Annotated in this window: 23 protein-coding genes; 10 read left to right on the forward strand and 13 right to left on the reverse strand. The window is 62.9% G+C overall.

Going from position 1 to position 26792, the window contains the following annotated elements:
* Positions 1 to 11: 11 nt before the first annotated feature.
* The 3 genes from M1D78_RS05070 to M1D78_RS05080 are packed head-to-tail and all read right to left on the reverse strand — an operon-like array spanning position 12 to position 3947.
* Positions 12 to 2027, reverse strand: a complete 2016-nt coding sequence (locus M1D78_RS05070) for an ATP-binding protein (protein WP_437420282.1) — start codon at positions 2025 to 2027, stop codon at positions 12 to 14.
* Between the two features lie 43 nt (positions 2028 to 2070).
* Positions 2071 to 2982: a putative 2-dehydropantoate 2-reductase gene (locus M1D78_RS05075; RefSeq protein ID WP_437420281.1), complete on the reverse strand. Its 912-nt coding sequence runs from the start codon at positions 2980 to 2982 to the stop codon at positions 2071 to 2073.
* Positions 2982 to 3947, reverse strand: a complete 966-nt coding sequence (locus M1D78_RS05080) for a response regulator (protein WP_437420280.1) — start codon at positions 3945 to 3947, stop codon at positions 2982 to 2984. Before M1D78_RS05080 ends, M1D78_RS05075 begins: the two co-directional genes overlap by 1 nt.
* Positions 3948 to 4095: 148 nt before the next feature.
* Between M1D78_RS05080 and M1D78_RS05085 the strand changes: the two genes are divergently transcribed.
* Both M1D78_RS05085 and M1D78_RS05090 read left to right on the forward strand, forming a co-directional pair.
* Positions 4096 to 4575, forward strand: a complete 480-nt coding sequence (locus tag M1D78_RS05085; protein WP_437420279.1) for a YajQ family cyclic di-GMP-binding protein — start codon at positions 4096 to 4098, stop codon at positions 4573 to 4575.
* Positions 4576 to 4668: 93 nt separating this feature from the next.
* A complete protein-coding gene (locus M1D78_RS05090) occupies positions 4669 to 5493 on the forward strand; it encodes a mechanosensitive ion channel family protein (protein ID WP_437420278.1) in 825 nt (274 codons plus the stop codon).
* 41 nt (positions 5494 to 5534) lie between these two features.
* Here the strand turns inward: M1D78_RS05090 and M1D78_RS05095 are convergent, their stop codons facing one another.
* Together M1D78_RS05095 and M1D78_RS05100 are read right to left on the reverse strand one after the other, a co-directional pair.
* A complete protein-coding gene (locus M1D78_RS05095; RefSeq protein ID WP_437420277.1) occupies positions 5535 to 7241 on the reverse strand; it encodes an AmpG family muropeptide MFS transporter in 1707 nt (568 codons plus the stop codon).
* A 34-nt stretch (positions 7242 to 7275) separates the two neighbouring features.
* Entirely contained in the window at positions 7276 to 7644 is a 369-nt protein-coding gene (locus M1D78_RS05100) for an MGMT family protein (RefSeq protein ID WP_437420276.1), read from the reverse strand.
* A 189-nt stretch (positions 7645 to 7833) separates the two neighbouring features.
* On the opposite strand from M1D78_RS05100, the gene M1D78_RS05105 reads away from it, so the two are divergent.
* Positions 7834 to 8838, forward strand: coding sequence for a DUF481 domain-containing protein (locus M1D78_RS05105; protein ID WP_437420275.1), 1005 nt, complete (start codon positions 7834 to 7836; stop codon positions 8836 to 8838).
* A 62-nt stretch (positions 8839 to 8900) separates the two neighbouring features.
* Here M1D78_RS05105 and M1D78_RS05110 read toward each other — a convergent pair whose 3' ends face one another.
* Complete coding sequence (locus M1D78_RS05110) at positions 8901 to 9659, reverse strand: SDR family oxidoreductase (RefSeq protein WP_437420274.1); 759 nt, start codon at positions 9657 to 9659, stop codon at positions 8901 to 8903.
* A gap of 91 nt (positions 9660 to 9750) precedes the next feature.
* On the opposite strand from M1D78_RS05110, the gene M1D78_RS05115 reads away from it, so the two are divergent.
* The 5 genes from M1D78_RS05115 (at position 9751) to M1D78_RS05135 (ending at position 13736) form a co-directional block, all read left to right on the forward strand.
* A complete protein-coding gene (locus tag M1D78_RS05115; RefSeq protein ID WP_437420273.1) occupies positions 9751 to 10455 on the forward strand; it encodes a HugZ family pyridoxamine 5'-phosphate oxidase in 705 nt (234 codons plus the stop codon).
* A 115-nt stretch (positions 10456 to 10570) separates the two neighbouring features.
* On the forward strand, positions 10571 to 11035 hold the full coding sequence (locus M1D78_RS05120; protein ID WP_437420272.1) for an FxsA family protein: 465 nt from the start codon (positions 10571 to 10573) through the stop codon (positions 11033 to 11035).
* A gap of 250 nt (positions 11036 to 11285) precedes the next feature.
* Positions 11286 to 11579, forward strand: a complete 294-nt coding sequence (locus M1D78_RS05125) for a co-chaperone GroES (protein WP_003294630.1) — start codon at positions 11286 to 11288, stop codon at positions 11577 to 11579.
* Between the two features lie 57 nt (positions 11580 to 11636).
* A complete protein-coding gene (gene groL, locus M1D78_RS05130) occupies positions 11637 to 13277 on the forward strand; it encodes a chaperonin GroEL (RefSeq protein WP_437420271.1) in 1641 nt (546 codons plus the stop codon).
* 228 nt (positions 13278 to 13505) lie between these two features.
* A complete protein-coding gene (locus tag M1D78_RS05135; RefSeq protein WP_437420270.1) occupies positions 13506 to 13736 on the forward strand; it encodes a hypothetical protein in 231 nt (76 codons plus the stop codon).
* A gap of 62 nt (positions 13737 to 13798) precedes the next feature.
* Here the strand turns inward: M1D78_RS05135 and M1D78_RS05140 are convergent, their stop codons facing one another.
* The 7 genes from M1D78_RS05140 to M1D78_RS05170 all read right to left on the reverse strand — a co-directional run bounded on the left by M1D78_RS05140 (position 13799) and on the right by M1D78_RS05170 (position 25152).
* Positions 13799 to 16855, reverse strand: a complete 3057-nt coding sequence (locus tag M1D78_RS05140; RefSeq protein WP_437420269.1) for a multidrug efflux RND transporter permease subunit — start codon at positions 16853 to 16855, stop codon at positions 13799 to 13801.
* Between the two features lie 20 nt (positions 16856 to 16875).
* Entirely contained in the window at positions 16876 to 18030 is a 1155-nt protein-coding gene (locus M1D78_RS05145; protein ID WP_437420268.1) for an efflux RND transporter periplasmic adaptor subunit, read from the reverse strand.
* 248 nt (positions 18031 to 18278) lie between these two features.
* On the reverse strand, positions 18279 to 19904 hold the full coding sequence (locus tag M1D78_RS05150; protein WP_437420267.1) for a methyl-accepting chemotaxis protein: 1626 nt from the start codon (positions 19902 to 19904) through the stop codon (positions 18279 to 18281).
* A gap of 110 nt (positions 19905 to 20014) precedes the next feature.
* The gene (locus M1D78_RS05155) at positions 20015 to 21109 is read right to left on the reverse strand and encodes a DUF1513 domain-containing protein (protein ID WP_437420266.1); all 1095 of its coding nucleotides are present in this window, start codon (positions 21107 to 21109) and stop codon (positions 20015 to 20017) included.
* Position 21110: 1 nt separating this feature from the next.
* Positions 21111 to 22184: an imelysin family protein gene (locus tag M1D78_RS05160; RefSeq protein WP_437420265.1), complete on the reverse strand. Its 1074-nt coding sequence runs from the start codon at positions 22182 to 22184 to the stop codon at positions 21111 to 21113.
* 38 nt (positions 22185 to 22222) lie between these two features.
* The gene (locus M1D78_RS05165) at positions 22223 to 23641 is read right to left on the reverse strand and encodes a di-heme oxidoreductase family protein (protein ID WP_437420264.1); all 1419 of its coding nucleotides are present in this window, start codon (positions 23639 to 23641) and stop codon (positions 22223 to 22225) included.
* 161 nt (positions 23642 to 23802) lie between these two features.
* Positions 23803 to 25152: an imelysin family protein gene (locus M1D78_RS05170; protein WP_437420263.1), complete on the reverse strand. Its 1350-nt coding sequence runs from the start codon at positions 25150 to 25152 to the stop codon at positions 23803 to 23805.
* 180 nt (positions 25153 to 25332) lie between these two features.
* Between M1D78_RS05170 and M1D78_RS05175 the strand changes: the two genes are divergently transcribed.
* Positions 25333 to 25911 (forward strand): LemA family protein, encoded by a 579-nt coding sequence (locus M1D78_RS05175; RefSeq protein ID WP_437420262.1) that lies wholly within the window; start codon positions 25333 to 25335, stop codon positions 25909 to 25911.
* Positions 25911 to 26792 carry a GIDE domain-containing protein gene (locus tag M1D78_RS05180; protein WP_437420261.1) on the forward strand — a complete coding sequence of 294 codons (882 nt, stop codon included), beginning with the start codon at positions 25911 to 25913 and terminating at the stop codon, positions 26790 to 26792. Before M1D78_RS05175 ends, M1D78_RS05180 begins: the two co-directional genes overlap by 1 nt.

The following is a 26792-nucleotide window of genomic DNA, read 5'->3' on the forward strand; positions in this document are numbered from 1 at the left end:
TCAGTCCTTGTCTAGCTGTCGGTGGCTTCGGACGGCGAGGTCAGCGGCAGGCGCAGGGTGAATGTCGTCCCCTGGTCTGGCCGGCTCTGCACTTCCATCTGCCCCTTATGGTTGTTGGTAATGATGAAATACGAAACGGAAAGCCCCAGTCCGGTTCCCTGGCCGACTTCCTTGGTGGTGAAGAAGGGTTCGAAAATCCGCTTGCGGATGTGCTCGGGTATGCCGCCGCCGTTGTCCTCGACCTGAATTTCCGCCCAGGGGGGATTCAGGCGCGTGCGCAAGATGATTTGGCCCTGCGCGCGTTCCGGTTTCTGATGGATCGCTTGCGCGGCGTTCTTCAATAGGTTGAGCAGCACCTGCTCGAGTTCGTTGCCGATGCACGGCACGCGATCGACCTGAGGGTCGAAGTCCCGCACGATGTCGATGGCGCGAAAATCGAAGCCTTCGATCAGGGCGAAGTCGTTGCCGGCGATCTCCAGCGCCTGGTCGATCAGTACCGGTAGCTGGCAGTCGGCGAGCTGGCGGTTGCTCAGGCGGCTGAAGCTCAGCATATGGCTGACGATCTTCGCCGCGCGCGAGCCGGCCTGTTGGATGCCGTCGAGCAGTTGCGGAATCTCGCGACGCTGCAGGTACTGGTTCACCGCGTCGAGCAACACGCCGGTTTCGTCGGCGGCTTCACGGTTGCGTTCGAGGTCCGGCGAAAGCCGCCGGCGAATGTTCTGGGCGTTGTGCAGAATGGCGCCGAGCGGGTTGTTGATCTCGTGCGCCATGCCGGCGGCGAGGCTGCCGACCGAGAGCATCTTTTCTGACTGCACCATGATTTCTTCCATATTGATGCGCTCGGTGATGTCGTCGATGCGGATCACCACGCCGCGCCCGCCGCCACCCATTAGGGGGTAGAGCGTCAGGGCGAAATGCCGGGGTTCCTCGTTGACGGTCCAGGTGACGCGCTCGACTTTCTCCACCTGATGCCGTTCCGAGGTCCGACGGATCTGCGTGAGAAAGGGCTTCAGCGGCTCGAAGGCGATGAATACCGGCTGGTTCAGTGCGTCATCCAGCGAGGTACCGGAAAGCACGCTTGCCTGCTGGTTCCACTGGGTGACGTAGAGTTGCTCGTCCAGGGCGATGAGCACAGAGGGCATCGAGTCGATGATGCTGTTCAGGTAGTTCTGAAACCCCGTGAGTTTCTTTTCGATCTTGCTGCGCACCTGGACTTCCAGCTCCAGTTTGCGGTTGGAGTGGCGGGTTTCCTCAGCCAGCCCCTGGGCATGATCGAAGGCTTCCTGGGCGTCGTCGCGTGCCCGCTTGAGCTGCTGCTCACGGGCTTCCATGCGTGACAGCATGGTATTGAAGGCATCGGCCAGCCGCCCGATTTCGTCCTGGCTTCGGGCGGCGGCCCTCAGGGAGTAATTCTCTTCACGCGTGACCTGTCGGGAGAGCGACTCCAGGTCGCGGATCGGTCGGGTAACGAATTGGCGTATCTGCCGTGCGACCAACAGCCAGAGCAGCAGGCTAGCGAGCAGAATCGCCAGGCTGGCGGTCAGTGTGCCGGTGTAGAACGCGCCTGGTAGCTCGCTGCTGGCGACCATCAGCAGATGCCCGGGCGGCCCGTCTGGTTGCGGAAGTTCGACCAGCAGGTTGGCGCGCATTTCAGTCTTCTGCCATTCAGGCAGGCCCTGAAGGCGCTGCGGAAGGTGGAGGGAATCTCCGCGGTAGAGCTGGCCGAGGCTGTTGCCGGCGCTGTCGTAGATGACCGCCGCACGCAGGGGCGCATAGTCGTCGAGCTTGCGCAGCAGTGCGTTTGCCGCGGCCTGCGATTGCAGGGCGCGCTCGCTCAGCTCCGGTGTCGCGAACAGGGCGCCGAGCGTGTGCATCGCCTGGGGGGCGACACTCTGGCGCGAAATCCAATACGCCGCGCTGATGAAGGCCAGGTTGGACACCAGCAGCACGGCGGCCAGCAGCACCAGCAGGGCGATCAGCAGTTTGCGGCCGACGGGCAAATTTTCGAGGCGTTGGCGCAAGGTCATGGCGGGGCACGGTGGAGGAACCTTCCCGCAGGGTAGCGGTGCCTCAGTCGGCCGGCAATCCGAGCTGGCGTAGCCGTGCCTGCAGACGAAGAAGCAGGGCGCTGCATCTTGGGGCCGGGATGCCATTCTGTGTCGCGGCTTGGCACATCTGGGCAAGCAGATAGGCGATCTCGGTGCGTCGACCGTTGGTCACGTCCTGATGCATCGATGAATAATTCTGCGCCGTTTTCTCGATGACCACGAATACGTCCGCTTCGAGCCCTCGGGCCGCATCGGTTTGCCCGCACGCCTGCAGGATGCGTTCGAACTCGACGCAGAGCGCGTGCAGCTCGTCGCGGTGGGCGAGCAGTGCGCCGTTGCGGCAATCATGCAGGACCGTCAGCGGGTTGATGGCGCAGTTGAGGGCCAGCTTGCGCCAGAGCCGTGTGAGGATCGTGTCTGTCCACTGGTAGGGGATGCCGGCTACGTCCAGGTCGCTTAACCAGTGCGGCGGTGCGGGGTCGCGCGGGTCACCCAGCCAGTTTTGCCCGAGCCCGGCATGCACGATCTCGAACGCATCACGCCGATAGGCGCCCTCGGTGCCGGACACCATGATGCATCGCTGCGCGGGCCAGCGCTGCGCAACGGCCTGCTGGCTGCCTATGCCGTTCTGCAGCAGCAGAATCTCGCTGCCTTCATGCAGGCGCCCCGAAACGGACGCTACGGCCGCCTCGGCATCGTAGGCTTTGCAGGCCACCAGGAGCCGGTCGATCGCGCCGGCTGAATCTGGTAGTTCCGCTGGCACCGCCAACCGCTGGCTCACGCCTGCTTCGACCAGCCGAAGGCCACCGGCAATCGTGTAAGCAGCGAGCCGTTGCTCGTTGCGCAGGATAAGGCGGGTGGCAATGCCTGCACGGTGCAGGCGCCCGGCCCAGAGGCAGCCCAGGCTTCCCGCGCCCAGCACGTGCCATGTCATCAGGACGGGTGCTTGAAGCGGTAGGGGACGATGCGCCCGGTGGTGTAGGCATCCGCCAGCAGCGACTCGGCGCGCTCGGTGAGTTGGCGCCCGTCGACCGGCAGGGCGCTGGCGTCCAGGCTGACGAGCCCGACACCGGCCTTGATGGAAATAAACCCTTCGCTGGTCTTGAATGCCTTGAGGTTGAGCCCTTCGTGCAAACGTTTGAAGCTGCTCGGCGAGCAGGCTTTGAGGTCTTCGATCATGGTCAGCAGGCCGAAGTGGTGATCGTCCAGGCGCGTGAGCGTGTCAAGCGGACGCACCAGTTGCTGCAGCCGCCGGGCGACGCCGCGCAGCAACTCGTGGTGGAACGGGTCTCCGTAGCGCTGCCGTTGAGCCTCGATCTCGGGCAGACCGATCAGCAGGTAGCAGAGCGCGCCGCCGCGGCTTTCGAGCTGGCGCAGGCTGTCGCCGAGTCGCTGGTGTAGATAGCGGGCGTTGCCGAGGCCGGTCACGGCGTCGATCAGGTTGCGCTGCTCGAGGCTGGCGATGTTCTGAGTGAGCAGGCGATTTTCCTGCATCAGGCGTTGGAACGAGCCGCAGATGCGGTCAGCAGCATAGACGCGCGGGACCAGCTGCTCATTCATGGTGGACTTGCTGATGAAGTCGTCGACTCCGCGGTCGAAGGCGTGGCCAAGCACGTCGGGGCCGTCTCGGCCGGTGAGCAGGACGATGTAGGTGTAGTGATCGGTCATCTCGTCCTGCTGACGCACTTGTGCCGTCAGTTCGAGCCCATCCATTTCGGGCATGAGCCAGTCGGCGAGCAGAACGTTGGCGGGCCGCTCCTCGATCAGCTTCAGCGCGGCGCCGGCGCTGTTGGCGAAGCGTACGTCCTCATAGCCTGCCTTGGTCAATGCGCGGCCGATCATGACGCTGGAAAACTTGGCGTCATCGACGACCAGGATGCTGAGTTGGGGGTTAGGCATGCGATGCTCGGTGGGGGTAGCAGCCTAAACGCATTCGGCGGCCGGGTTGTCAACGTGAAGCAGTTATAATGATGGCCCATTTGAACCGTCAAGCTACGCGCGCTGGATCACAGCATAGCGCCGTCATATCAACCAATGGAGGAAGCCCATGCCCTCGTTCGACGTGGTGTCCGAGCTGGACAAGCACGAAGTGACCAACGCCGTCGACAACGCCGTCAAGGAACTTGACCGGCGATACGACCTTCGCGGCAAAGGCAGTTTCGAGTTCAAGGAACTGACCGTCACCCTGACCGCCGATGCGGATTTCCAGTTGGAGCAGATGCTCGAGATTCTCAAGCTGAGCCTGGTAAAGCGCAAGATCGATATCCAGTGCCTTGAAATAAAGGACGCCTATCCTTCCGGCAAGATGGTCAAGCAAGACGTCGTGCTACGCGAAGGCATCGACAAGGAGTTGGCGAAGAAGATCGTTGCCTTCATCAAAGATGCCAAGCTCAAGGTGCAGGCTGCCATTCAGGGCGAGCAGGTGCGCGTCACGGGCAAGAAGCGTGACGACCTGCAGGAAGCCATCGCGCTACTGCGCAGCAAGGACCTGGGCATGCCCCTGCAGTTCAACAACTTCCGCGACTGATCCCCTCCGGCTCCCCTGGGGAGCCTTTCCGTTCGAACCGCTGCGCATCCGCCTGCCCGTGTGTGCTCGGTTGTTTCAAGGAGACTTTTACTGATGGATTTGAGTGTCGATTACCTGGTCGATCTTTCCGAGGCCTGGCTACCGATCGTTCTTCAATATGGCGCCCAAGTGGCTCTGGCGCTGGTCACGTTCCTGATCGGCTGGTGGCTGATCAACGCGCTCATCGGCAAGGTGGGCAGCCTGCTCAAGCGGCGCCAGATCGATCCGTCCCTGCACGGTTTCATCGAGAGCCTGGCGGGCATCATCCTCAAGGTGTTGCTGCTGATCAGCGTCGCCTCGATGATCGGTGTCGAGACCACCTCGTTCATCGCGATGATCGGTGCGGCGGGCCTGGCGATCGGCCTGGCGTTGCAGGGTAGCCTGGCCAACTTCGCGGGCGGCGTGCTGATCCTGATTTTCCGCCCGATCCGCGTCGGCGAGTGGATCGAAGCCCAGGGCGTGGCGGGCACCGTGGATTCGATCCAGATCTTCCACACGGTGCTCAAGACCGCCGATAACAAGACCATCGTCGTCCCCAACGGCAGCCTGTCCAACGGGCACATCACCAACTATTCACGCGAGCCGCGCCGGCGTGCGGACATCAATGTTGGCATCGACTACAGCGCGGATATCAAGCTGGCCCGCAAGATCCTGCTCGAGCTAGCGGAAGACGAGCGGGTTCTGCGTGATCCGGAGCCGGTGGTATTCGTGACCGGCCTGGGCGACAGCTCGGTCAATCTGTCGCTGCGTGTGTGGGTGGCCACTGGTGATTTCTGGCCCGTGACCTTCAGCTTCACCGAGCGGCTGAAGGAGCGTTTCGACGAGGCGGGCATCGGCATTCCGTTCCCGCAGCGGGTGGTGCACCTGGTGCAGAGCTGAAACCGCGAACATGAAAAAAAGCCGGCAATGCCGGCTTTTTTTCATGGTGAAGATTGCTCGGTGCCGGGTAGCGGCGCACTCGCTTGAGGCGGGTTGCGGCTACGCGACCATTGCCACGCAATGAGCACCAGTGTCGGCACGCCGAGCAGCGCCGTCACCAGGAAGAAATCGCTGTAGCCCAGGTGTTCGACCATCACGCCGGAGTAGCCGCCGATCAGCCGGGGCAGAAGTAGCATCAATGAGCTCAGCAGGGCGTATTGAGTCGCCGAGAACTTGAGATTGGTCAGGCTCGACAGGTAGGCGACGAAGGCCGTCGAGGCCAGGCCGCCGCTGAAGTTGTCGCAAGAGATAGTGACGATCAGCATGTTTAGGTTGGCGCCCATGCCCACCAGCAGCACGAACATCAGGTTGGTCGCCGCCGAGGCCACACCGCCGAGAAAGAGGATCGGCAGGATGCTGAACCGGACGATCAGCAAGCCGCCAAACGCAGCCCCCAGTAGTGTCATCACCAGGCCGAACAGCTTACTCACACTGGCGATTTCATCCTTCGAAAAGCCCTGGTCGATGTAGAACACATTGGCCATCACGCCCATGACCGTGTCGGACATCCGGTAGGTCGCGATCAGCCCGAGCAGCAGCAAGGCTTGCCAACGGTAGCGCAGGATGAAATCGGTGATCGGCGTCAGCACCGGCCCCATGAGGATGCGCCCCGGTGCGGATAGGCAACCCCAGACGATCAGCAGGTACATGGTTCCGCGCGGCCAGTAGCCACCCCAATAGGATTGGAACATGCCGCCCGTGGCGACCAGCAGAATGATCAGCAGGATCACCGAGACGGCCTGATGCACGAAATCGAAGTGCAGCGGGCGTTGTCGCTGTTTCGCCTGGCCGAGCATCTGGCGAACGGGCACCAGCAGGCTGCGGCCCGCCGGGGACAGCGAACCGACGATGAACAACAGGTAAAGCGTGGCGCGTGGCCAGGCCTGGGCGATCAGTGCATTGATCAGTGCCGGCACCGAAATCAGCAGCACCAGCAGCAGGCCTACCGCGGCCAACTGATGATTGAAGCTGTAGCGTGAAGGCTCGCTGGGCAGTGGCACGCCAGCGTCCGGTTCGGGAATCAGCAGGCTGGTCAGCAGGCCCGGCAAAATCAGCAGCGCGAAGACGATATAGGTCGTGGTCCAGGCCGACTGGCTGTATTGAAGGTTGCTCGAACCCAGCCATTCGGCCAGGAACAGGGCGCCGGCGCTGGCTAGCAGCATGGCGATGCGGTAGCCGGTCATGTAACTGGCGGCGAGCGTCGCCTGCAGCTTGTCCTCGGCGATTTCGAGCCGGTAGGCATCGATGGCGATGTCTTGGGTGGCCGAGGCGAAGGCGACGGCCACGGCCAGCGCGATCAGCATGGTCAGGCTGGTTTGCGGGTTGCATAGCGCCATACCGACCAGCCCGACCGCAATGGCCGCCTGCGATAGGACGAGCCAGGAACGCCGCCGGCCCAGCTTGCCGATCCAGGGCAGCCGCCATTGATCGAGCATCGGTGACCACACCCACTTGAAGGCGTACGCTAGGCTGATCCAGCTGGCGAACCCGATGGTTTCCCGGGAAACCCCAGCCTCGCGTAGCCAGACCGACAAGGTGGAAAACACCAGGATCGCGGGAAGACCGGCGGCGAACCCGAGGACCAACAGGGTTAGCGAGGCGGGGCTGGCATAGGCGGCCAGTGCGGCACGCCAGGTTTCACGGGACATGGGCAAATCGGGCATGGGCAAGTGAACGCGCACTCTACCCGCTGTGCTCCGGCGAATGCCAGCCGTGTCGACGTATGTCGACGCGGCCATTGACGACCATCACTCCCTCGGCGCGAAGCCGTGCGCGCTGCTCGTCGCCAGCCGCGCTGCCGGCTGGCAGACTCAGCCGCCCGCCGGCACCCATCACGCGATGCCAGGGCAGGCGAGTATCGTCTGGCAGCTGCGACAGCACACGTCCGACCCAGCGAGCCGCGCGACCGAGGCCGGCCATGGCGGCAAGTTCGCCATAGCTGGTGACGCAGCCTTCAGGGATCTGCGCCAGCACCAGATACAGGGCAGCCCGGCGGCTCTCGGCATCAAGAGGGTGCAGCGCGTTTGGGTGCCGCTCTTCGTTGGCTTTCATCATGTGCATCCGCTGGTGAGCCGGCATCGGCCGGGCGTATCGGCAAAGCTTCGGCCATGCTCGGTTCGTGGGCAAGCAGGGGCTGGATGGTGTGCAGGCGGCTCCGTTCAGCGGTCTGCCCTTGTTGTCCGCGAGCGCATCAGGATAATGGCAGGCTTTCTCATTTAGCCCTCTCGCAGACCTCCCAAGATGTTTCCCAGAACCCTGCTTTGCGTAGCCCTGTCGACCCTGACCCTGCCGGCACTTGCCGATACCGTATGGCTGAAGAATGGCGACCGTTTGACCGGCAAGATCAGCGTGCTCGACGGTGGCAAGCTGCTGATCGAAACCGAATACGGCGGCTCCATCCCCGTGAAGTGGAGCCAGGTAGCGACCCTGGAGAGCGACCAGCAACTGCTGGTCAAGCAGGATGACGTGACCGGTGAGGTCGCGAAATCCCTTCAGGCTGCCGATGACGGCAAGGTCACCCTGACCAATGGTGACGCGCCGCGCACGGTCGCGTTGAAGAGCATCACCCAGATCATCCATCCCAAGCCGCTGATTCAAGATCTGACCTGGAAAGGGAATGTCGACGTCGCAGTGGATTACAAGCGCGCCGAAACCGACACGGACGACTACGACATCGCCTTCGACACCTCGGCCCGTCACGGCCTGTGGCGGCATAACGGCAAGGGCAGTTACAACCGTGAATACCGTGACGGCGTAACGGCCACCGACAACTGGGACGCTGAGTACGCGCTCGACCGTTTCATCGACGAGCATTGGTTCTGGCAGGGGCGGCTACAGTACAAGCGTGACAAGATCGAGGACGTGCGCCGCCAGCGCACCATCGGTACCGGTCCCGGTTATCAGTTCTGGGACAACGAGCTTGGCGCGTTCTCGCTGGCGTCGCTGCTCAACCGCAGTGACTACGAATTTGCCAGCGGCGAAAAGGAAGACTTCTACTCGCTGGCAATGAAGTGGGACTACAACCGCTACCTCGTCGGCAAGACGTTCGAGCTGTTCAGCCAGGGCGAGATCGGCAAGCCCCTGGAAAACGTCGCGGATTACGAACTCGATGCGGCCGTCGGCCTGCGCTACAAAGTGACCGACTGGGCGTCCCTTAATATGAAGGCCGAGAAGGACATCGTTAGCGGCGCTGAGAGCGACCTCGACGAAACCCGCTATAGCATCGGCTTCGGTATCGGCTGGTAAGGCTGGCTGAAACGAGAAGGGGCGCTGGTGGCAAGCGCCCCTGCTCGATCAATTGCCTGTCATCACAAGCGCAGCCCGCCGTCGAGCTCCAGGATGCGTCCGGTGAAGTAGTCATTCTCGAAGAGGTAGGCGACCGAGTGGGCAATCTCCATCGGCTTGCCCAGACGTTTCAGCGGGATGCCCGCCGCCATCTTCTCCAGTGCTTCGGGCTTCATGCTGGCCACCATCTCGGTCTCGATGAAGCCGGGCGCTACGCCTGCGACACGAATGCCATATCGAGCCAGTTCCTTTGCCCAGACGACGGTGTCTGCTGCGACGCCTGCCTTTGCGGCTGAATAGTTAGCCTGGCCCATGTTGCCGGCGCGTGAGATCGACGAGATGTTAACGATTGCGCCCGGGCGCTTCAGCTCGATCATCTTGGCTGCGACCTCCCGCGTGCAAAGGAATACGCCGGTCAGGTTCACATCGATCACGGCCTGCCACTGAGCCAGACTCATCTTCGACAGCTCGCCATCCTTGACCTTGACAGTCAGCCCGTCGCGCAGGATTCCAGCATTGTTGACCAGGCCGTCCAGTGCGCCGAAATCCTCGCTGACCCGTGCAACCATTTGGCTGACCTGTGCTTCGTCGGCCACGTTGCATAGATAAGCACGGGCGTCACCACCGGCCTGCTTGCAGGCGGCCACCGCGTCGTCCAGTCGCGCCTGGTCCAGATCGACCAGCGCCACTTTTGCCCCTTTGGCCGCGAGATATTCGCCCATGGCGCGGCCGAGCCCCTGGCCGCCCCCGGTAATGATGATGACCTTGTCGTCGAGCTGCATGTGATCTCCTGCTGTCGAGGCGCTCGCGACGCCGCGAAGTCGAATCGGTATGCTGGTGCGACCCAGTCGCGACCCGCCCCGAGGAGCCTCCGTGAGCGCAGAAGCCACCAAGCATGCCCGACTCTTGTTGCTCAAGGAATACCGCGGCGTGCTCTCCACGCACTCCCATGCCTTGCCAGGATTTCCCTTCGGTTCGGCCGTACCCTATTGCCTCGACGAGGCCGGTTGGCCGCTGTTGCTGATCAGTCGGATCGCCCAGCACACCCGCAATCTGAAGGCCGATCTGCGCTGCTCGCTGCTGGTGGGGGAGCGCGGCGCCGAGGATGTGCAAGCGGCTGGTCGATTGACCGTGCTGGCCGAGGCTCGACAGCTTGAGAGTGCGTCTGCCATCGAAGCCGCCGCCGTGCGCTACTACCGATACTTTCCCGAGTCGCGTGATTATCACCGCGCGCACGACTTCGATTTCTGGTGCCTACAGCCGGTGCGCTGGCGTTTCATCGGAGGTTTCGGTGCCATCCATTGGCTTGACCAGGTCGCGTTGGCCAATCCGTTTGCCGGTGAGAGCGATCTCGAGCGCGGCATGATCGAGCACATGAACGCCGACCATGCCGCTGCGATTGCCCATTACGTCCGGCAGGCCGGCCTGCCGACAAGCGAGCCAGCACAGTTAGTGGGCATCGACAGCGAAGGCTTTCACCTGCGCATCGGCCAGGCCATCCACTGGTTGGCGTTTCCCGAGCCATGCAGGAACCCTGGTGCTGTGCGCCAGGCGTTGGTATCGATGGCACGCGCCTGATCGAACGAGGCACCAATAATTCGTTACAGGGTGGGTGCGGTCATGGGTTGAATCCGCTCCCACTCGACGTCATCTACACCACTTCGGAAGCCGTTCTTCCGCCAAAGGATCTTCGATGCGTATCTTCCTGCTTCTGTTTCTGCTCTTTCCGATCGCCGAATTGGCCGTGCTGATCAAGGTCGGCAGCGCTATTGGGGTGCTGGCGACCCTACTATTGCTGGTCATCAGTGGCATGGCCGGCATCCTGTTACTGCGTCTGGCCGGCTTCGCCACGGCCTGGCGCGCCCGCGAGCGACTCGCACGTGGCGAACTACCAGAGCAGGAAATGCTCCAGGGCCTGATGATGGCGGTCGCCGGTGGGTTGTTGTTTTTGCCAGGATTCATCAGCGACGTGATCGCGCTGCTGGTGCTGTTTCCGCCGACCCGCCGCTTTTTTCTGGGCATGGTCGGGCGCCGTATCGAGCTCCAGGCGCAGCGCCGCCGCGCCTTCGAGGATGACCTGCGCCAGCGAAGCGGCGAGCAGCCGGCCAACCAGCGTCCGAATGTGATCGAAGGGGAGTGGGAGCGCCGCGACAAGTAAGAAACGAGGCGATCGATCAAAGGGATGCTCCAGCATGCCTTTTTCGTTTCTCAATGAAAAAAATCGCGACTCGCCCCTTGAATTCATTTTGCCCGCCCGCATGTAGCGGACACCGAAAGGTCGCTGTCGCGATTTGACAGTCCGTCTTCCGCGGCTCGCATTGCGGGCCGCAACCGGCACCGCCGGATTTGCCCAACCCGCCGATGCATGAGCGTCGGCATGGAAACCACCGTACTAGGAGAGATCGACAATGAAGCTTCGTCCTCTGCATGACCGCGTCGTGATTCGTCGCAGCGAAGAAGAAACCAAGACCGCAGGCGGCATCGTCCTGCCGGGCTCCGCTGCCGAAAAGCCGAACCGTGGCGAAGTCGTCGCTGTTGGCACTGGCCGCGTTCTGGACAACGGCGAAGTGCGCGCCCTGGCCGTCAAGGTTGGCGACAAGGTCGTGTTTGGCCCTTACTCCGGCAGCAACACCGTCAAGGTCGACGGTGAAGACCTGCTGGTGATGAGCGAGAACGAAATCCTCGCCGTCGTCGAAGCCTGATCAGCGCTCGCTGCTAAGCGACTGCGTTCCATCAACAGAATTTGAGGAAGAATCAACATGGCTGCTAAAGAAGTTAAGTTCGGCGACTCCGCTCGCAAGAAGATGCTCACTGGCGTCAACGTCCTGGCTGACGCGGTAAAAGCGACCCTCGGCCCGAAAGGCCGCAACGTGGTTCTGGAAAAGAGCTTCGGCGCTCCGACCATCACCAAGGACGGCGTTTCCGTTGCCAAGGAAATCGAGCTTAAGGATCGCTTCGAGAACATGGGCGCACAGCTGGTCAAGGACGTCGCGTCCAAGGCCAACGACGAGGCCGGTGACGGCACCACTACCGCGACCGTTCTGGCTCAAGCCATCGTCAACGAAGGCCTGAAAGCCGTCGCTGCTGGCATGAACCCGATGGACCTGAAGCGCGGCATCGACAAGGCGACCATCGCCATCGTCAGCGAGCTGAAGAACCTGTCCAAGCCTTGCGCTGACTTCAAGGCCATCGCTCAGGTTGGCACCATCTCTGCCAACTCCGACAGCTCCATCGGCGCGATCATTGCCGAAGCCATGGAAAAAGTTGGTAAAGAAGGTGTGATCACCGTTGAAGAGGGCTCGGGCCTGGAAAACGAACTGTCCGTCGTAGAAGGCATGCAGTTCGACCGCGGCTACCTGTCTCCTTACTTCATCAACAAGCCGGACACCATGGTTGCCGAACTGGACAGCCCGATGCTGCTGTTGGTCGACAAGAAGATCTCCAACATCCGCGAACTGCTGCCGGTGCTGGAAGGTGTTGCCAAGGCTGGCCGTCCGCTGCTGATCGTTGCTGAGGACGTCGAAGGCGAAGCGCTGGCGACCCTGGTCGTCAACAACATGCGCGGCATCGTCAAGGTCGCGGCTGTCAAGGCGCCTGGCTTCGGCGACCGCCGCAAGGCCATGCTTCAGGACATCGCCATCCTGACTGGCGGTACCGTGATTTCCGAAGAAGTCGGCCTGAGCCTGGAAACCGCTACCCTGGAGCACCTGGGTAACGCCAAGCGCGTCGTGCTGAACAAGGAAAACACCACCATCATCGACGGCGCTGGTCAGCAGGTCGACATCGAAGCCCGCGTTGCGCAGATCCGCAAGCAGGTCGAAGACACCACCTCCGACTACGATAAAGAGAAGCTGCAAGAGCGTCTGGCCAAGCTGGCTGGCGGTGTTGCCGTGATCAAGGTCGGTGCCGGCACCGAAGTCGAGATGAAAGAGAAGAAGGCCCGCGTCGAAGACGCCCTGCACGCGACTCGTGCAGCCGTCGAAGAAGGCGTGGTACCTGGCGGCGGTGTTGCCCTGGTGCGCGCGCTGCAGGCCATCTCCGAGCTCAAGGGCGAGAACGAAGACCAGAACGTCGGTATCACGCTGCTGCGTCGTGCTGTCGAAGCACCGCTGCGCCAGATCGTCGCCAACGCCGGTGGCGAGCCGAGCGTCGTGGTCGACAAGGTCAAGCAGGGTTCGGGCAACTACGGCTTCAACGCGTCGACCGACGAGTACGGCGACATGATCGAAATGGGTATCCTCGACCCGGCCAAGGTCACCCGTTCTGCTCTGCAGGCGGCGGCGTCCATTGGCGGCCTGATGATCACCACCGAAGCCATGATCGCTGAGATCGTAGAAGACAAGCCTGCTCCGGCCATGCCGGACATGGGCGGCATGGGTGGCATGGGCGGCATGATGTAAGCCGACTGGCACCTGCCTCGCTGTAAAAAAAGCCCCGCCTCGTGCGGGGCTTTTTTTTGCCCGCCGCGTGCAAGTCATGGCGCCGTCATCCGTCGCTGGCAACCTGGATCGCGACGCTGTCGGCTCGCTGCACAGAAGCGATTGACCGTTGGTCGCTAGACCGAGCGACAGGCTTTTCCCTGGTCTATGGTCAGGTTCTCGAATCACGACATATCAAAGGGTTGCGCGATGAAGCTGGAATTAGCTCGAGGACTGTTCATGGTCGGCGCGCTGGGCGTCGCTTCGTTGTGCGCCGCGGCTTGGAGCGAGCCCGACGCCCGAGTGATCGCCCGAAGCGACCTCGGCAGCCTGTGTCCCACTCCGCGTGTGGTCCAGGCCTCTCCAGCGGACGTTCGGCCGGATCATGATCTCTTGCTGTTCATGTACGGGCTGTCACAGAGCCTGGTCAGCCGTAGCTGACAGCGCGGCACATTCCAAAAACGGGCGGAGGCCCGTCAACGGACGAGCCACCGAGCGGCCTGCTATGCCAGGTGCGCGTGTTCCTGCCCATCCGTTTGCCGGTCGGGGCTCGCCAACAGGCTGTAGACGGCCGGCAGCACGAACAGTGTGAACAACGTACCTACGGTCATGCCGGTAGCGATCACCAGGCCGATGTCGAAGCGACTGACCGCGCCGGCCCCGCTGGCAACGATAAGCGGAACCATGCCGAACACCGTCGCCGCGGTGGTCATCAGTACGGGCCGCAGGCGAATGGCCGCGGCTTCTTCGGCCGCCTCCCGGCGGCTTAGGCCACGCTCGCGGCGCAGTTGGTTGGCAAATTCGACGATCATGATCCCGTGTTTACTGATCAGGCCGATCAGCGTCACCAGCCCGACCTGGGTGTAGATGTTCATGCTCGATAGCCCCAGGAATAGGGGCACCAGCGCGCCGCAGATCGACAGCGGTACCGTGACCAGGATTACCAGCGGATCGCGGAAGCTTTCGAACTGCGCAGCAAGCACCAGAAAGATCACTGCCAGCGCGAGACCAAAGGTCGCATACAGGGCGGTGCCTTCCTGAATGTATTGGCGCGACGCCCCGGCATAGTCGAAGGTAAAGCCCTGCGGCGCTTCCTCGGAGGCGATACTGCGTAACGTTTCGATGGCCTCGCCCATGCTGACGATGGGGAAGCCCTGAATGGTCGCCGCGTTGAGTTGCTGGAATTGCGTCAACTGGGTTGGCCTGGCACGGTCGCTGACGGTGATCAGCGTCGACAGCGGCAGCATCTCGCCGCGCTCGTTCTTCACGTAGTAATTGCTCAGCCAGCTTGGATTGTCGCGGTAGGCACGCTCTACCTGGGCGATCACCTTGTAGCTTCGGCCCTCAATGGTGAAGCGGTTGATCTCGCTTTCACCGAGTAGAGTCGCCAGGGTCAGGCCGAGGTCTTCCATGCTGACGCCCATCTGCGCGGCCTTTTCCCGGTCGATGTCCACGACCACCTCGGGCTTGTCGAATGCCAGGTCGACGTCGAGAAAAGCGAATTTGCCTGAGGCCTGCGCCTTCTCCCGGATGCGTTCAGTCACTTGCAGCAGCGACTCATAGTCACTGGCCGTGTTGATCACGAACTGGAACGGCAAGCCTTCGCCCGTGCCAGGTAACGAAGGCAGGTTGAAGCCAAACACCTGCAGCCCTGGGATTCGGTCGATCTTAGCCTGCACCTCGGGGAGCACCTCCATCTGTGTGCGCTCGCGTTCATCCCACGGCGTCATGAGAAAGCCGCCAATGCCACTCTGCACGCCGTTGAATCCATTGATCTGGAACCAGGAGTAGTACTGGGGGAACGACTTGAAAATCTCGAGGAACTGGTCCGTGTAGGCGTTCAGGTAGTCGAGGTTGGCGGTCTGCGGCGCGCTTGCCATCATGAAGATGATGCCTTGGTCCTCTTCGGGCGCCAGTTCGCTTTCGGTGAACATCAGCAATACCGGAATCAGGCCGAGTACGATCACCGCGAAAACGAACACGACCGGGCGGGTGTCGAGCGTGCTGTGCAGGGCACGTTGGTATCGCCGCTTCAAGCGATCGAACAGCAGATCCAGCCGGTGGGCAAGGCCGCTGGGATTCTCCTCGTGGCGCAGCAGCCGCGAGCACATCATCGGCGACAGGGTCAGCGCCACGATGCCGGAGATCAGCACGGCGCCCGCCAGCGTCAACGCGAACTCTTGGAACAGCGCACCGGTCAGCCCTTGCAGGAAGCCAATGGGTGCATAGACCGCCGCCAGCGTGATGGTCATGGTGACCACGGGCATAGCGATCTCGCGGGCGCCGTCGATTGCCGCCTGGAAGGGCGTCTTGCCCTGCTCGATGTGCCGGTGGATGTTCTCCACCACGACGATCGCGTCGTCCACCACCAGGCCGATCGCCAGAACCATCGCCAGCAAGGTGAGCAGGTTGATCGAGTACCCCATGGCCTGCATGACGAACAGCACGCCGATCATCGACAGCGGGATGGTCACCACCGGGATCAGCACCGAGCGCAGCGACCCGAGGAAGAGAAATACCACGACGATGACGATCACTACCGCTTCGGCGAGCGTCTTGACCACCTCGTCGATGGACGCCTGGATGAAGCGCGTCGCGTCATAGGCAATGGTCACTTTCAGGCCGGGCGGCAGCTGCGACTCGATCTGTGGCATCACCGCGCGGACTTCTTCGATCACGTCCAGCGGGTTGGCGCTGGGTGTGCCCTTGATGCCGATGTAGACCGAAGGAATACCGTCGAAGGAGCTGACGGCGTCGTAGCTTTCGGCGCCCATCTCGACCCGCGCTACGTCGCCGAGCAGCACCCGACTGTCGCCTTCGGTCTTGACCGGAATGCGGGCGAAGGCTTCCGGTGTCTTCAGTTCGGTGTCGGCGTTGATGCTGGTGACGGTGTATTGGCCTTTCACCTCGCCAGCGGCGGCGAGGAAGTTGTATTTGCGAATGGCATCGTTGATGTCCGAGGCGGCCAGGCCGTAGGCAGCCAGTTTCACCGGGTCCAGCCACAGGCGCATCGCGAACACCTGGTTGCCGAGGATTTCCGCTTCCGCCATCCCTGGGAGCGTCGCCAGTTTCGGCTGGATCACGCGCGACAGGTAATCGGTGATTTGCGGGTTGGTCAATTGGTCGCTGTAGAAGCTGATATACATCAGCGCGGTCGAATCGGCGGCCTGCTTGTTCAGTACCGGGTCTTCTGCATTTTGCGGTAGCTGGTTCTTGACCGAGTTGGCCTGACTGAGCAGCTCGGTGTAGAGCCGGTCAGTATCGGCGCCGATGCGGGCGTAGACGGAAATAATGGAAACGTTCTGCTGGCTCACCGAGGTCATGTAGTCGACCCCTTCGGCGCTGGCCAGGCTCTGCTGCAGCGGCTGGGTGATGTAGCCCTGAATGGTCTCGGCATTGGCGCCGGGGTAGGCGGTGGTCACGGTGATCAGCGCGCTTTCCATCTGCGGGTATTGGCGGATCACCAAGCTAGTGAACGCTTGGAGCCCGAGCAGCACGAGCAGCAGGCTGATGACGCTGGCGAGCACCGGACGACGGATAAAGGGGTCTGTAAAGGCCATAGCGTGTCCCTAGCGCCCAATCAGCGGGAGGTGGAAGGAGCGTCTGGTGCGCGCTCCAGGGTGCGTGACTCGGCAATCGACACGTGGGCGCCATTGTCGAGCTTGAGCTGGCCCGCTACGACCACCTGCTCCCCAGCCTCGAGGCCTTCGAGGACCACTACCTGGCCATCCCGACGCTCGCCGGTCCTGACGAAGCGTCTCTGGACAACCAGGTAGGGTTCGGTGCCCCGGTCCGTTGCCTCTGCTTCCTCACCTTCGGGCGGCTGACCTTCCTTCACCACCAACACCGAGTTGCCGTAGAGGGTGTAGGTGATCGCCGTCTCTGGAACGATCACTTGCGGCGCGTTCTTCGGCAGCACGACCTGCAGATCGGCGAACATGCCGGGCAGCAGGCGTTGACCGGGGTTCGCCAGCTCGGCACGAACCTGAACATTTCGCGTGGTGACCTCGACCTTGGGGTTGATGGCCACGATCCGGCCGTCGAACCGCTCGCCAGGAAACGCCGCGACTCGGACTTGCACCGTTTGGTCGAGGGCGAGTAGCGGCACCTGTTGCTCAGCCAAATAGAAATCGACGAAGAGGGTGGACAGATCCTGCAAGGTCGCCAATGGCGTACCGGCAGCGACGAAATCCCCGACGTCGACCTGACGGATGCCGATGGTCCCGGAAAAGGGCGCAACGATGCGCTTCTTCGCCAGGGTGGCCTTGAGTTGCGCCACGGTGGCAGCGGCTTTTTGCGACTCGGCGTTGAGACGGTCGTATTCGCTGCGGGAGATGGCCTGGCGGTCCACCAGGCTGCGCGCACGCTCGAACTCGGCCTTGGCCAGGCGCAGGTCGGCCTCGGCGGCGGCCAGGCTGGCGCGTTCGACCTCGCTGTCGAGCAGTACCACGGGCTGGCCTTTCGCGATTCGTTCGCCGGAGCGGAACTGGACGTCACTGATCGTGCCGGCAATCTCGACGGTGAGGTCGATACCTTGCGAGGCGGTCAGCGTACCGATGGCCGGCAGTCGACTCTGCCATGGCTCACGGCGTGCTTCGTGGACTTCCACGGCGATGGGTGGCTTGGGCGCCTTGAACTGCTGGATCTGCGAGTAGATGGTGTTGAATTTGAGCGCGGCGAGGATCAGTACCACGACGATCACCGCGCCGAGCATGAACAGCATGCGGCGCCACATGTTCCGTATTCCTTGGAGAGATGAGCCGGCTGCTAATGCCGTTGAGAGGCAGCCGAGGGACACGCATCACGAGTGCAGCCTTCGGCTAGCCTCGTTGTGTTGTTATCTGGACCAGGCAGTCCACTGAGGCGAGAGACGTTAGCCGCGAAGCGAACGCAAGTAAAGGGGAGGGCGGGCATTCGCGGCCGGCGAAAGCGGACAGGGCAGGCAGGCACGACAGAGTGGCCGGCCTGCCACGGTGTGCCGGGTCAGCTGGCCAGGCGGCGGGTGACGTCGCTCAGGCCGGTCGACAGGTCATGCAGATTTTGGCTGGCCCTCTCGGTGCGATTGACGTTGTCCAGATTGGTCGTCGCGATTTGGGTGATCTCGATCAGGTTGCGAGAGATGTCCTCGGCCACTGAGGTCTGCTCTTCGGCAGCGGTGGCGATCTGACGGTTCATATCGCGAATCGCCTCGATCTCCTGGGTGATGCGCTGCAGCATGTCGCCCGCCTCGGTCACTTGCTCGACACCCTTGTCGCTATGGGTCTGCCCGCTTTCGATCGCTTTGACCGCGTCCACGGCACCGGTCTGTACGGTGTCGATGATCTGGTGGATTTCAGCAGTCGAATCGGCAGTGCGGCGCGCCAAGGTGCGAACCTCGTCGGCCACCACGGCGAACCCCCGCCCGGCGTCGCCGGCACGTGCCGCTTCGATCGCCGCGTTCAAGGCAAGTAGGTTGGTCTGGTCGGCGATCCCCCTAATCACCTCGAGCACCTTGCCGATGCGCCCGCTGTCGGCTTCAAGCCGGCGGATGACGTTGGCGGTGTTGCTGATCTCACCGCGCATGTACGTGATGGTGTCGATGGTTGAGCGCATGACCTGTTCGCCGTCTTGGGCCGAGCCGTCGGCAGCGTCAGCGGCACGTGCCGCTTCGGCGGCGTGGCGCGCGACTTCCTGCGCTGTGGCGGACATCTCATGCATAGCGGTGGCGACCTGGTCGGTGCGCGAGAACTGGTCGCGGGTGCCCTGGCCCATGAGGGCGGCAATCGCGTTCAACTCGCCGCTGGCGCTGTCCAGGTCCGAGGTACTGCGCTGGAGACGGGTGAACGTGTCGGCGAGGAAATCTCGAAGCACATTGGCCGCTACGGCCAGGCGACCCAGTTCATCTTGGCGGCTGCTGTCGACCCGCTCGGCGAACTGCCCCTGGCTGAGGCGGGCGATGTGGTCGATTAAATGGCGGATCGGCGAAATCAGGTTGCGGTTGACCAGCCAGAGGCTGAACAGCGAGACCAGCACGCCAGCGGCCAACATGATCAGTGACCCCGCGACGATTGCCTGGTCTGCCGCCTGGCTGATCGTCGAGGCGCTTTGCTGCGCGGAGTTGCGCAATTGATTGACCAGTGCGCTGAGCTGGTCGCTGGTCGCACGATCGATACCCTTGACGGCGGCGTCTCCAGCGCTGGGGTCTGCATCAGCGGCGAGAAATGCATCGCGACCCACTCGGTATGCGGCACCCAGCTTGCGGTGTTCGTTTTGCAGACTTTGCAGTTGAGTGGCCAGAGCGGCGTCGTGCTGGTTGGCTTGTACCAGGGTGGTTAGGAGCGCTTGCACTTTGGCTTCCTGCGATTCGAAGCTCTGCCAGTATTTATCGAGGTTTTCGACGGACTTGCCCCGCAGCAGGACGTTCTTCCATTCCTGCACCTGAATCTTGAATTCAAGATTGGCTTGATCGATCAACCGTGAGGCTTCGATGGGGCCTTTAAGCAGCTGCTGGTAAGCCGCAATGTCCTTGGATAGGAAGGAAAAGCTGGCCAGCGCGATGATGAGCATCGTCGCCAGGCTGCCGGCGATCAGCGCCAGCATTTGTGCACGCAGGGATTTATTGAGCGTCATGAACGGTCTCGCATCGAGTGAGGTATTGCCGCTGACGCAGGGCGCGCCGATGGCCGACGACGTCCATGTCGCACCCTATTTCGGCCTACGGCCTCGATACTTGAACGTGCTCAGACCAAGCGCATGTGGTTGTCCCAAAGCCCTGCCGGGAGTTGAAGGGGAGTGCTGGCGAAGCGGTCACCGGTGCAGTCGAGCAAGCGGCAGCGCCCCTGGCCTGAGGTCACCACGAAACCGGTCTCGACCGAGGCGACGCCAGCACAATCGGGCAGGTGGATCTCGGCACGCAGCGCCGTGCTATCCAGGTCCCAGACGAACACGGTGTTGCCGCGCGGCGCTGTGACGGCGAGTAACCGCAGGCGATCGTGGATTGCCAAGCTGGCGGTGTACTGGTTCATCGCCATGCGCTGCGCCTCTTCAAGCGGGAAGGGCTGGAAGGGCTGGCCGGGGCGCTTGATTGCCAGCAGCGGCGCGCGGTCCATGGCGTCGCCTTCGTACTGCTGGCCGGATACCACGGTACCGTCGGCCGCGACCGCGAGGTGACGCACGCTGTTCATCTGCTCGGGCAACTGCTCCTTGCTCACCAGGGTGCCATCGCGGCGCAGCAGCACCAGGCTCGGCTCCATGGCGTCGAGGTTCATCATTTCTCGGCTATCGGCTTCGGTGCGGATGCCACCGTTGGCGATGACCAGCGTCTCGCCATCCGGCATCCAGAGGAGTTGGTGCGGGCCGATGCCATGGGTGGCGTGCTCGCCGATGCGAACCAGTTGGCGCTCCTCGACCCGGTAGACGCCAAGCACGCCGCGGCCGGCATCGGAGGTGTCGTTTTCGGTGGCGTAGAAGCGATCGCCGCTGGCATGGAAGACGCCGTGCCCGTAGAAGTGGCGATCCGGCGCCGCGGTGATGACCTGTAGCAAGGTGCCGTCACGGCTGTCGATCAGGTAGCTCTCGCGGCTAGGGCGGCGGCCGACGAATACGGCCAGTGGCAGGTGCGGGTGGGCGTAGATATCGTGGCAGCGCTCGGCCACCGGCGTGGCGAACACGCGAGTGCCGTCGAGGCGATAGCCCACCGCGTAGTGCCTGCCATCGCTATCGTCGCGTGCAGACAACAGGAGCGGTTGATCCGAGGCGTGGGTGAGTGTCCAGCCACCGACTGCGGTAGCAGCGACCAGGGCACCGCCCAGGCCTAGGAATGCGCGGCGCTTCATATCAATCTCCGTCGTGAGCGTTGAAGCCTATCTGTACGCCCAGCGCGCGCGCCAGTTCGGTCTGATGCAGACGGTGCAGGGTGTTCAAGTCGTCATAGAGGGCGTTGAGGCGTTCACGTCCCGGTTCGTCGGCGATGAGCTCGCTGAACGGCACCATGGCGTCGGCGAGGTGCTTGCGCGTGGTGGCGTAAGCGACATCAATGCGAGACACCAGCTCCTTCTGATCAGCGGGCACCAAGCGCTTCAGGCCGTCATCATCCGCGCCTTGCCATAGGCGCTGAGCACCGGCTAATGCGGCGTCGATGCTGCCAAGGGTGGCATCGCTGCGCCAGGCCTCAGCCTGGAACGGCTGGGGATGGCCTTTGCTCTGACGCCCCAGTGGCGCACCGAGCTTTTTCTTCAGGCCGTCCAATGCCGTGACCTGAACGCGCATGATGTCGGAAATGGCTTCATTGGCGTCGGCGTAGCGCTCGTTGGGAAATTCCTTGAGCTGTGCAGCCATGCCATCTTCCGCTTCCCAAACCTGCAGCATGTCCGCGGACAGCTTCTGCTGGTGCTCGCCGATGGCCTCCAGCAGAGGGCAATAGCGTGCCTTGGTGGCCTTGTCGGTGAGGTCCACGGCTTTGTCGTACAGCGCGTACTCGTAAGCAGTCAGACCCTGCAGCACGACGCTGCCATTCTCGATGTCCGCTTGCGTGAGGTTGGGTTTGCGCTTGAGCAGGGCGGTGACCTGGCGGCCGACAAGGTTCTTCTTGTCAGGCCAGAACTGCACTTGCCAGGCGCGGTTGCCTTCGCCCATGGGGCCGATGAGTATCGGTTGCAGCCCGGCCCAGGCGAACTGCGCGGCGAGGAAGGTCTCGCGTGTGGCCTGCAGTTCCTCGTTGCCGGCGCAGAACGCGATGCTGCTGGCGGCCATGCGCCGGTTGGCCTCGGCCCACTGGGTGTAGGCGGGGAGCAGGACGTCGTCGGCAAGCGCTTGGCTCGTTTCGGCGTAAGGATCGCTAGGTGCGCAGGCGCTGAGTAACAATCCCACGGCAGTGACGGCGGCTAGCCGTAGACAGGAATTCGCGTACATGGTGCTCCTCGCTGTGGAATGGAATCGCTGTTTCATGACTAGAGTGATTCGAGAAAGGCCAATAGGGCCTGGCGTTCGACCTGGCCAAAGCCAAGCACGGCCTGTTTTGCCTGCTCCGCTTCGCCACCGTGCCAGAGGATCGCCTCGAGCAGGTTGCGCGCACGGCCATCGTGCAGAAACTGGGTATGCCCATTGACCGTTTCGGTCAGCCCGATTCCCCAGAGGGGCGGCGTGCGCCATTCGCGGCCGCTGGCTTCGAACTCGGGCCGGCCATCGGCGAGGCCTTCACCCATGTCATGCAGCAGCAGGTCGGTATAAGGGCGGATGAGCTGGTTGGCCAGCTCCGGTTCGGCGGCGTCGGCGGCCGTGGTGAAGGCGGGCACGTGGCAGCGCTGGCAGCCGGCTTGGTGGAAAAGGCCCTTGCCGGCCAACACTTGAGCGTCGCCCACGTTGCGCCTCGCCGGCACGCCGAGGTTGCGGCTGTAGAACAGCACCTGGGCCAGAATATTGTCGCTCACCTCAAGTTCACCGCCGTTGGGCAGCGCGCGGCATTCCTGCTGGCGCTCGGTGCAGCTGGTGCCGTTGAACAAGCGGGTGCTCAATCCCATGTCGTTGAAGAACGCGTCGGCATTTTGCTGGTTGAGCGAAGGCTGGCCGGCCTTCCAACCGAAGCGGCCCATCACCGTTTCGCCGGTCGCCTGGTCGAACACGCGGTTGGGGCGGCCGGAAATGCCGTCGCCGTTGCGGTCATCCGGGTCGGCATGAGCCAGCAGCGCCGCTTCGGGGATGGCTTCGAGGAGCCCGAGACCGATCATCGGTGGCGCCACGCGCACTGAAAACAGCGTCTCCGGATGCAGAGGGCCATAGCCCAACTGCGAGATTTTCAACAGGGGCGTGCGAAGCTCGACTTCATGGCCATCGGCGAACCGTTCGGTATGGGTGCGGTAGTCGAGACGGACCTTGCCCTCTGGCGCGACGCCAGGGATGGCCATGTCCTGTAGCTGCCCGCCATAGGTCGGCTCCGGCGCGATACCGCGCTGCCTGAGCACCTCCGCATGGCCGTCTTGGGCGGGTATGGAAAGGCGTACCAGCATCGAAACGGCATGGCCCGCGTCGCCTTCGACCGGGTGCCCGCGACCGTCCTTGATATGGCAGTTCTGGCAGGCATTGGTGTTCATCAGCGGCCCGAGGCCGTCGCGGGCCGTTGTCGAGGCGGGCGCGATCACCCAGGGGTTGCGGAAAAAGCTGTTGCCGACGCTGAAATCCACACGTCTGATCGGCGCCAGGTTGGCGGCGGGCATGGAGAAGGCGTTCTGGTCGAATCGCTTGATCGTTGCGCTGCCAGCCGAGAGGGCTTCGCCAGGTTCAGCCTGCTCGAAGCGAGGGGCCGACTTGTCGCAGGCGCCGAGCGCGAGCGCAAATAGCAGGACGAGAGCTGAACGGCATGACGGGCGCATCGAGTGACCAGGACCTTGTAAGGGGCGGCAATCTTAGCAGGCCGGGCGCGGCTAAATAAGAGCAATTTTCATTCAGGAGGCCAGGCCCGCCAGGCAGGCTCGGATGAGGCGCTGGCGGGCTGGAAAGGCTGCAGCCTTGCGCTGCAGCCGGTCGACAGCGATCAGAACTCGTGATCGGCGGTGTCGGGGTTCAGGTCGCTGATGCCAAGCGCGGCGGCAGCGCTTTCGATCGAGCCGGTCTGCTTGACCAGCGCGCCAATCGCGTCGCGAACCTTTTGCTGGCCTTCGCTATTGTCCGGGCCAATCAATTGGTCGAAGGCTTCACCGTTCTCGGCGCTCGTAACCAGGACCTGCATTTTGGCTTCGGTGGTTTCCAGATCCGCCTTCAGCGTGCTGTTGAGCTCCGGGTTCACGCCTTCGACCAGCGAGGCCAGGCTTGGGCCGGTCAGCTTGCTTCCGTCGACGCGGTCGTACTCGCCCAGGTAGACGTTACGGATGCCCTTGGCGTTGTAGTAGTGCGAGTTGTGGGTGTTGTCGCTGAAGCAGTCGTGCTCGTCCTCAGGGGAGTTGGCTTCCAGCGCGACCTTCATGCGCTCGCCAGCCAGCTCACCCAGCGAGAGGCTGCCCATGCCGAACAGCATCTTGCGCAAGCCGTTCTCCGCCGATTCCTTCTCCAGGCTGGCGCGATAGTTGTCGGCGCCCGGTTTCCACTCGTTGACCATCTCTTCGAGATCGCTGACCAGCAGCTCGGTGGCCGCCTTCAGGTAGGCGCGACGGCGGTCGCAGTTGCCGCCGGTGCAGCCATCACCCTCGACGAAATCGCTGACCGGACGCTGACCTGCGCCCGCTTCGGTGCCGTTGAGGTCCTGGCCCCAAAGCAGGAATTCGATCGCGTGGTAGCCGGTGGCGACGTTGGCTTCGGAGCCAGCCAGCTCGTTCAGGCTGGCCAGCTTTTCGCCGGTGATGTCACTGACGTCGATCTTGTCTTCGCCAACCTGAATTTCCTTGTTGGCGATGATGTTGGCGGTCGCACCCGGGTTGCCCAGCGCGTGCTGATAGTCGCCGTCCACGTAGTCGATCATGCCTTCGTCCAGCGGCCAGGCGTTGAGCTGGCCTTCCCAGTCATCAACCACCGGGTTGCCGAAGCGGAACACTTCGCTCTGCATGTAGGGGACGCGAGCGGCCAACCAGGCCTCTTTCGCAGCTTGCAGGGTTTCGTCGGTCGGGTTGGCCAGCAGTTGGTCAACGGCTTCCTGAAGCTTGAGGGCCGTGCTGTGAGCGTCACTGAATACCGCGTGGGCGATGTCGGCGTAGTGCTTGACCACGGCCTGGGCCGCTTCGCTGTTCACCGTCGCTGCTGCAGCCTCGGGCGCAGCCGCTGCCGGCTCGCTCTGGGTGGTGGCTTGCGGTGCGCTGGCCTGTTCGGCGGGCGCTTTGTCTTCGCCGCAACCAGCGAGAGAAATGGCGACAGCCAACAGGCTGGCGGTTGCCCAGACGGGTGTGCGTAGCATGGCGGGTTCCTTTGCTTGCGGGTTTGTATGAACGCGTCGGCAGCCAGGCTGCGACAAACGGTATCGGAGCATAATGCGAAAGATTTTCATTTTGTGCAAAGAAATTGCGTGCAGCCCATCGCGTATGCGGTGCACGGCTGTCGCTAGAATGCCGCTATCCCTTATCCATGGAGTGGCCTAATGAGCCCGAGCGCCGTGATCCTGTTGGTTCTGCTGTTTCTCGCCGTCACCTATGCGGTTGTGCTCTATAACGGGCTGGTGCGCCTCAAGCATGGCGTCGGCAAGGCCTGGTCGAACATTGACGTGCTGTTGCGACAGCGCCATGAGGAGTTGCCCAAGCTGGTCGAGGCCTGCAAGCAATACATGCAGCATGAGCGGTCCACGCTGGAGCAGGTCATCAAGGCGCGCAATGCCGTCTCGAGCGCGCGCGAGCAGGGCGATGTCGCGGCGTTAGGCCAGGCGGAGACGGGCTTGCGCGCGGGGCTTGGCAGGCTGTTCGCTGTGGCTGAAAGCTACCCCGAGCTGCGTGCAAGCGAGAGCTTTCGCCATCTCCAGCAGCGTATCAGCGGGCTGGAAAGCGGAATCGCCGATCGCCGGGAGCTGTATAACGAGGCGGTCAACTTGAACAATGTCCGCATAGAACAATTCCCGGATGTGCTGCTGGCACGCACCTTTGGCTTTCGCGAAGCGGCGCTGCTGCAGTTCAGCGAGGCCGAGCGTGCGGATGTCGACCTCAAGCCCTTGTTCGACCGCACCTGATGGATGGGGCTTGGCTGCAGCCTGCGGTGGGTGCCGCGTTGGCGCTGGCCGGTGGCTGGCTTTGGATCGGGCGCTGGACGCGGCTGCGTCATCTTCAGGACACCCCCACCTCGCGAATCCGCTCGGCCGCACAGGGTTACGTCGAGCTCGCCGGCGTGCTGGCCGAATTGGTCGACGCACCCCAGCAAATCGCCCCGCTGACAGGCACACCATGCCTGTGGTGGCGCTACCGCATCGAGGAATATCGTGAGACCAGCAAGCGTGGAAGCTGGCGGGTCGTCGAGCAAGGCGCCAGCAGCGCTTTGCTCAGGCTGTTCGACGGGAGCGGCGATTGCCTGATCGACACCCGCGGCGCGGAGGTGCTGCCTAGCCGTCGCGATCGGTGGTCGGGAGACGTGCGTCATCCTCGCGGGCTGCCCGTCACCGGCCTGCGGGCGTGGCTCGGCGGCACCCGGCGTTATCGCTATACCGAGGAGCGGCTGCATCTGGGTGAGCCCCTGTATGCGGTAGGAGACTTTCGTAGCGACGGTGGTGGGCGAGCAGGTCTGGCGTTGGAGGCCGCGCGAGGGGAGGTCATCCGAGAATGGAAGGGCGAGTACGATGGCCTGTTGCGGCGTTTCGACAACAACCGTGACGGCCAGCTCGATGTGGCCGAATGGCAGCGGGTACGGCTGGCTGCCGGGCTTGAAGCCGAAGCGAGGCATCGTCTCGCCAGCGTGCAACCAGTCCGGCATTTATTGGCCAAGCCGGACGAGGGGCTGCCCTTCGTACTGTCGAGCCATGGCGAGGAAGTGCTGGTGCGGCGCTATCGCTGGCAGGCGCTGGGTGGCGCCTTATTCTGCATGCTCGGTGCGCTACTCGTGGCAACTAGCTGGACCTGA

The organism is Pseudomonas sp. SA195, assembly GCF_054131565.1.

Coding starts and splice junctions, on each gene's coding strand:
- groL (WP_437420271.1), top strand. CDS start 11,637: ATGGCTGCTAAAGAAGTTAAGTTCGGCGACTCCGCTCGCAAGAAGATG.
- M1D78_RS05070 (WP_437420282.1), bottom strand. CDS start 2,027: ATGACCTTGCGCCAACGCCTCGAAAATTTGCCCGTCGGCCGCAAACTG.
- M1D78_RS05125 (WP_003294630.1), top strand. CDS start 11,286: ATGAAGCTTCGTCCTCTGCATGACCGCGTCGTGATTCGTCGCAGCGAA.
- M1D78_RS05100 (WP_437420276.1), bottom strand. CDS start 7,644: ATGAAAGCCAACGAAGAGCGGCACCCAAACGCGCTGCACCCTCTTGAT.
- M1D78_RS05160 (WP_437420265.1), bottom strand. CDS start 22,184: ATGTACGCGAATTCCTGTCTACGGCTAGCCGCCGTCACTGCCGTGGGA.
- M1D78_RS05120 (WP_437420272.1), top strand. CDS start 10,571: ATGCGTATCTTCCTGCTTCTGTTTCTGCTCTTTCCGATCGCCGAATTG.
- M1D78_RS05150 (WP_437420267.1), bottom strand. CDS start 19,904: ATGACGCTCAATAAATCCCTGCGTGCACAAATGCTGGCGCTGATCGCC.
- M1D78_RS05085 (WP_437420279.1), top strand. CDS start 4,096: ATGCCCTCGTTCGACGTGGTGTCCGAGCTGGACAAGCACGAAGTGACC.
- M1D78_RS05175 (WP_437420262.1), top strand. CDS start 25,333: ATGAGCCCGAGCGCCGTGATCCTGTTGGTTCTGCTGTTTCTCGCCGTC.
- M1D78_RS05095 (WP_437420277.1), bottom strand. CDS start 7,241: ATGTCCCGTGAAACCTGGCGTGCCGCACTGGCCGCCTATGCCAGCCCC.
- M1D78_RS05145 (WP_437420268.1), bottom strand. CDS start 18,030: ATGTGGCGCCGCATGCTGTTCATGCTCGGCGCGGTGATCGTCGTGGTA.
- M1D78_RS05155 (WP_437420266.1), bottom strand. CDS start 21,109: ATGAAGCGCCGCGCATTCCTAGGCCTGGGCGGTGCCCTGGTCGCTGCT.
- M1D78_RS05110 (WP_437420274.1), bottom strand. CDS start 9,659: ATGCAGCTCGACGACAAGGTCATCATCATTACCGGGGGCGGCCAGGGG.
- M1D78_RS05140 (WP_437420269.1), bottom strand. CDS start 16,855: ATGGCCTTTACAGACCCCTTTATCCGTCGTCCGGTGCTCGCCAGCGTC.
- M1D78_RS05165 (WP_437420264.1), bottom strand. CDS start 23,641: ATGCGCCCGTCATGCCGTTCAGCTCTCGTCCTGCTATTTGCGCTCGCG.
- M1D78_RS05105 (WP_437420275.1), top strand. CDS start 7,834: ATGTTTCCCAGAACCCTGCTTTGCGTAGCCCTGTCGACCCTGACCCTG.
- M1D78_RS05135 (WP_437420270.1), top strand. CDS start 13,506: ATGAAGCTGGAATTAGCTCGAGGACTGTTCATGGTCGGCGCGCTGGGC.
- M1D78_RS05180 (WP_437420261.1), top strand. CDS start 25,911: ATGGATGGGGCTTGGCTGCAGCCTGCGGTGGGTGCCGCGTTGGCGCTG.
- M1D78_RS05090 (WP_437420278.1), top strand. CDS start 4,669: ATGGATTTGAGTGTCGATTACCTGGTCGATCTTTCCGAGGCCTGGCTA.
- M1D78_RS05080 (WP_437420280.1), bottom strand. CDS start 3,947: ATGCCTAACCCCCAACTCAGCATCCTGGTCGTCGATGACGCCAAGTTT.
- M1D78_RS05075 (WP_437420281.1), bottom strand. CDS start 2,982: ATGACATGGCACGTGCTGGGCGCGGGAAGCCTGGGCTGCCTCTGGGCC.
- M1D78_RS05170 (WP_437420263.1), bottom strand. CDS start 25,152: ATGCTACGCACACCCGTCTGGGCAACCGCCAGCCTGTTGGCTGTCGCC.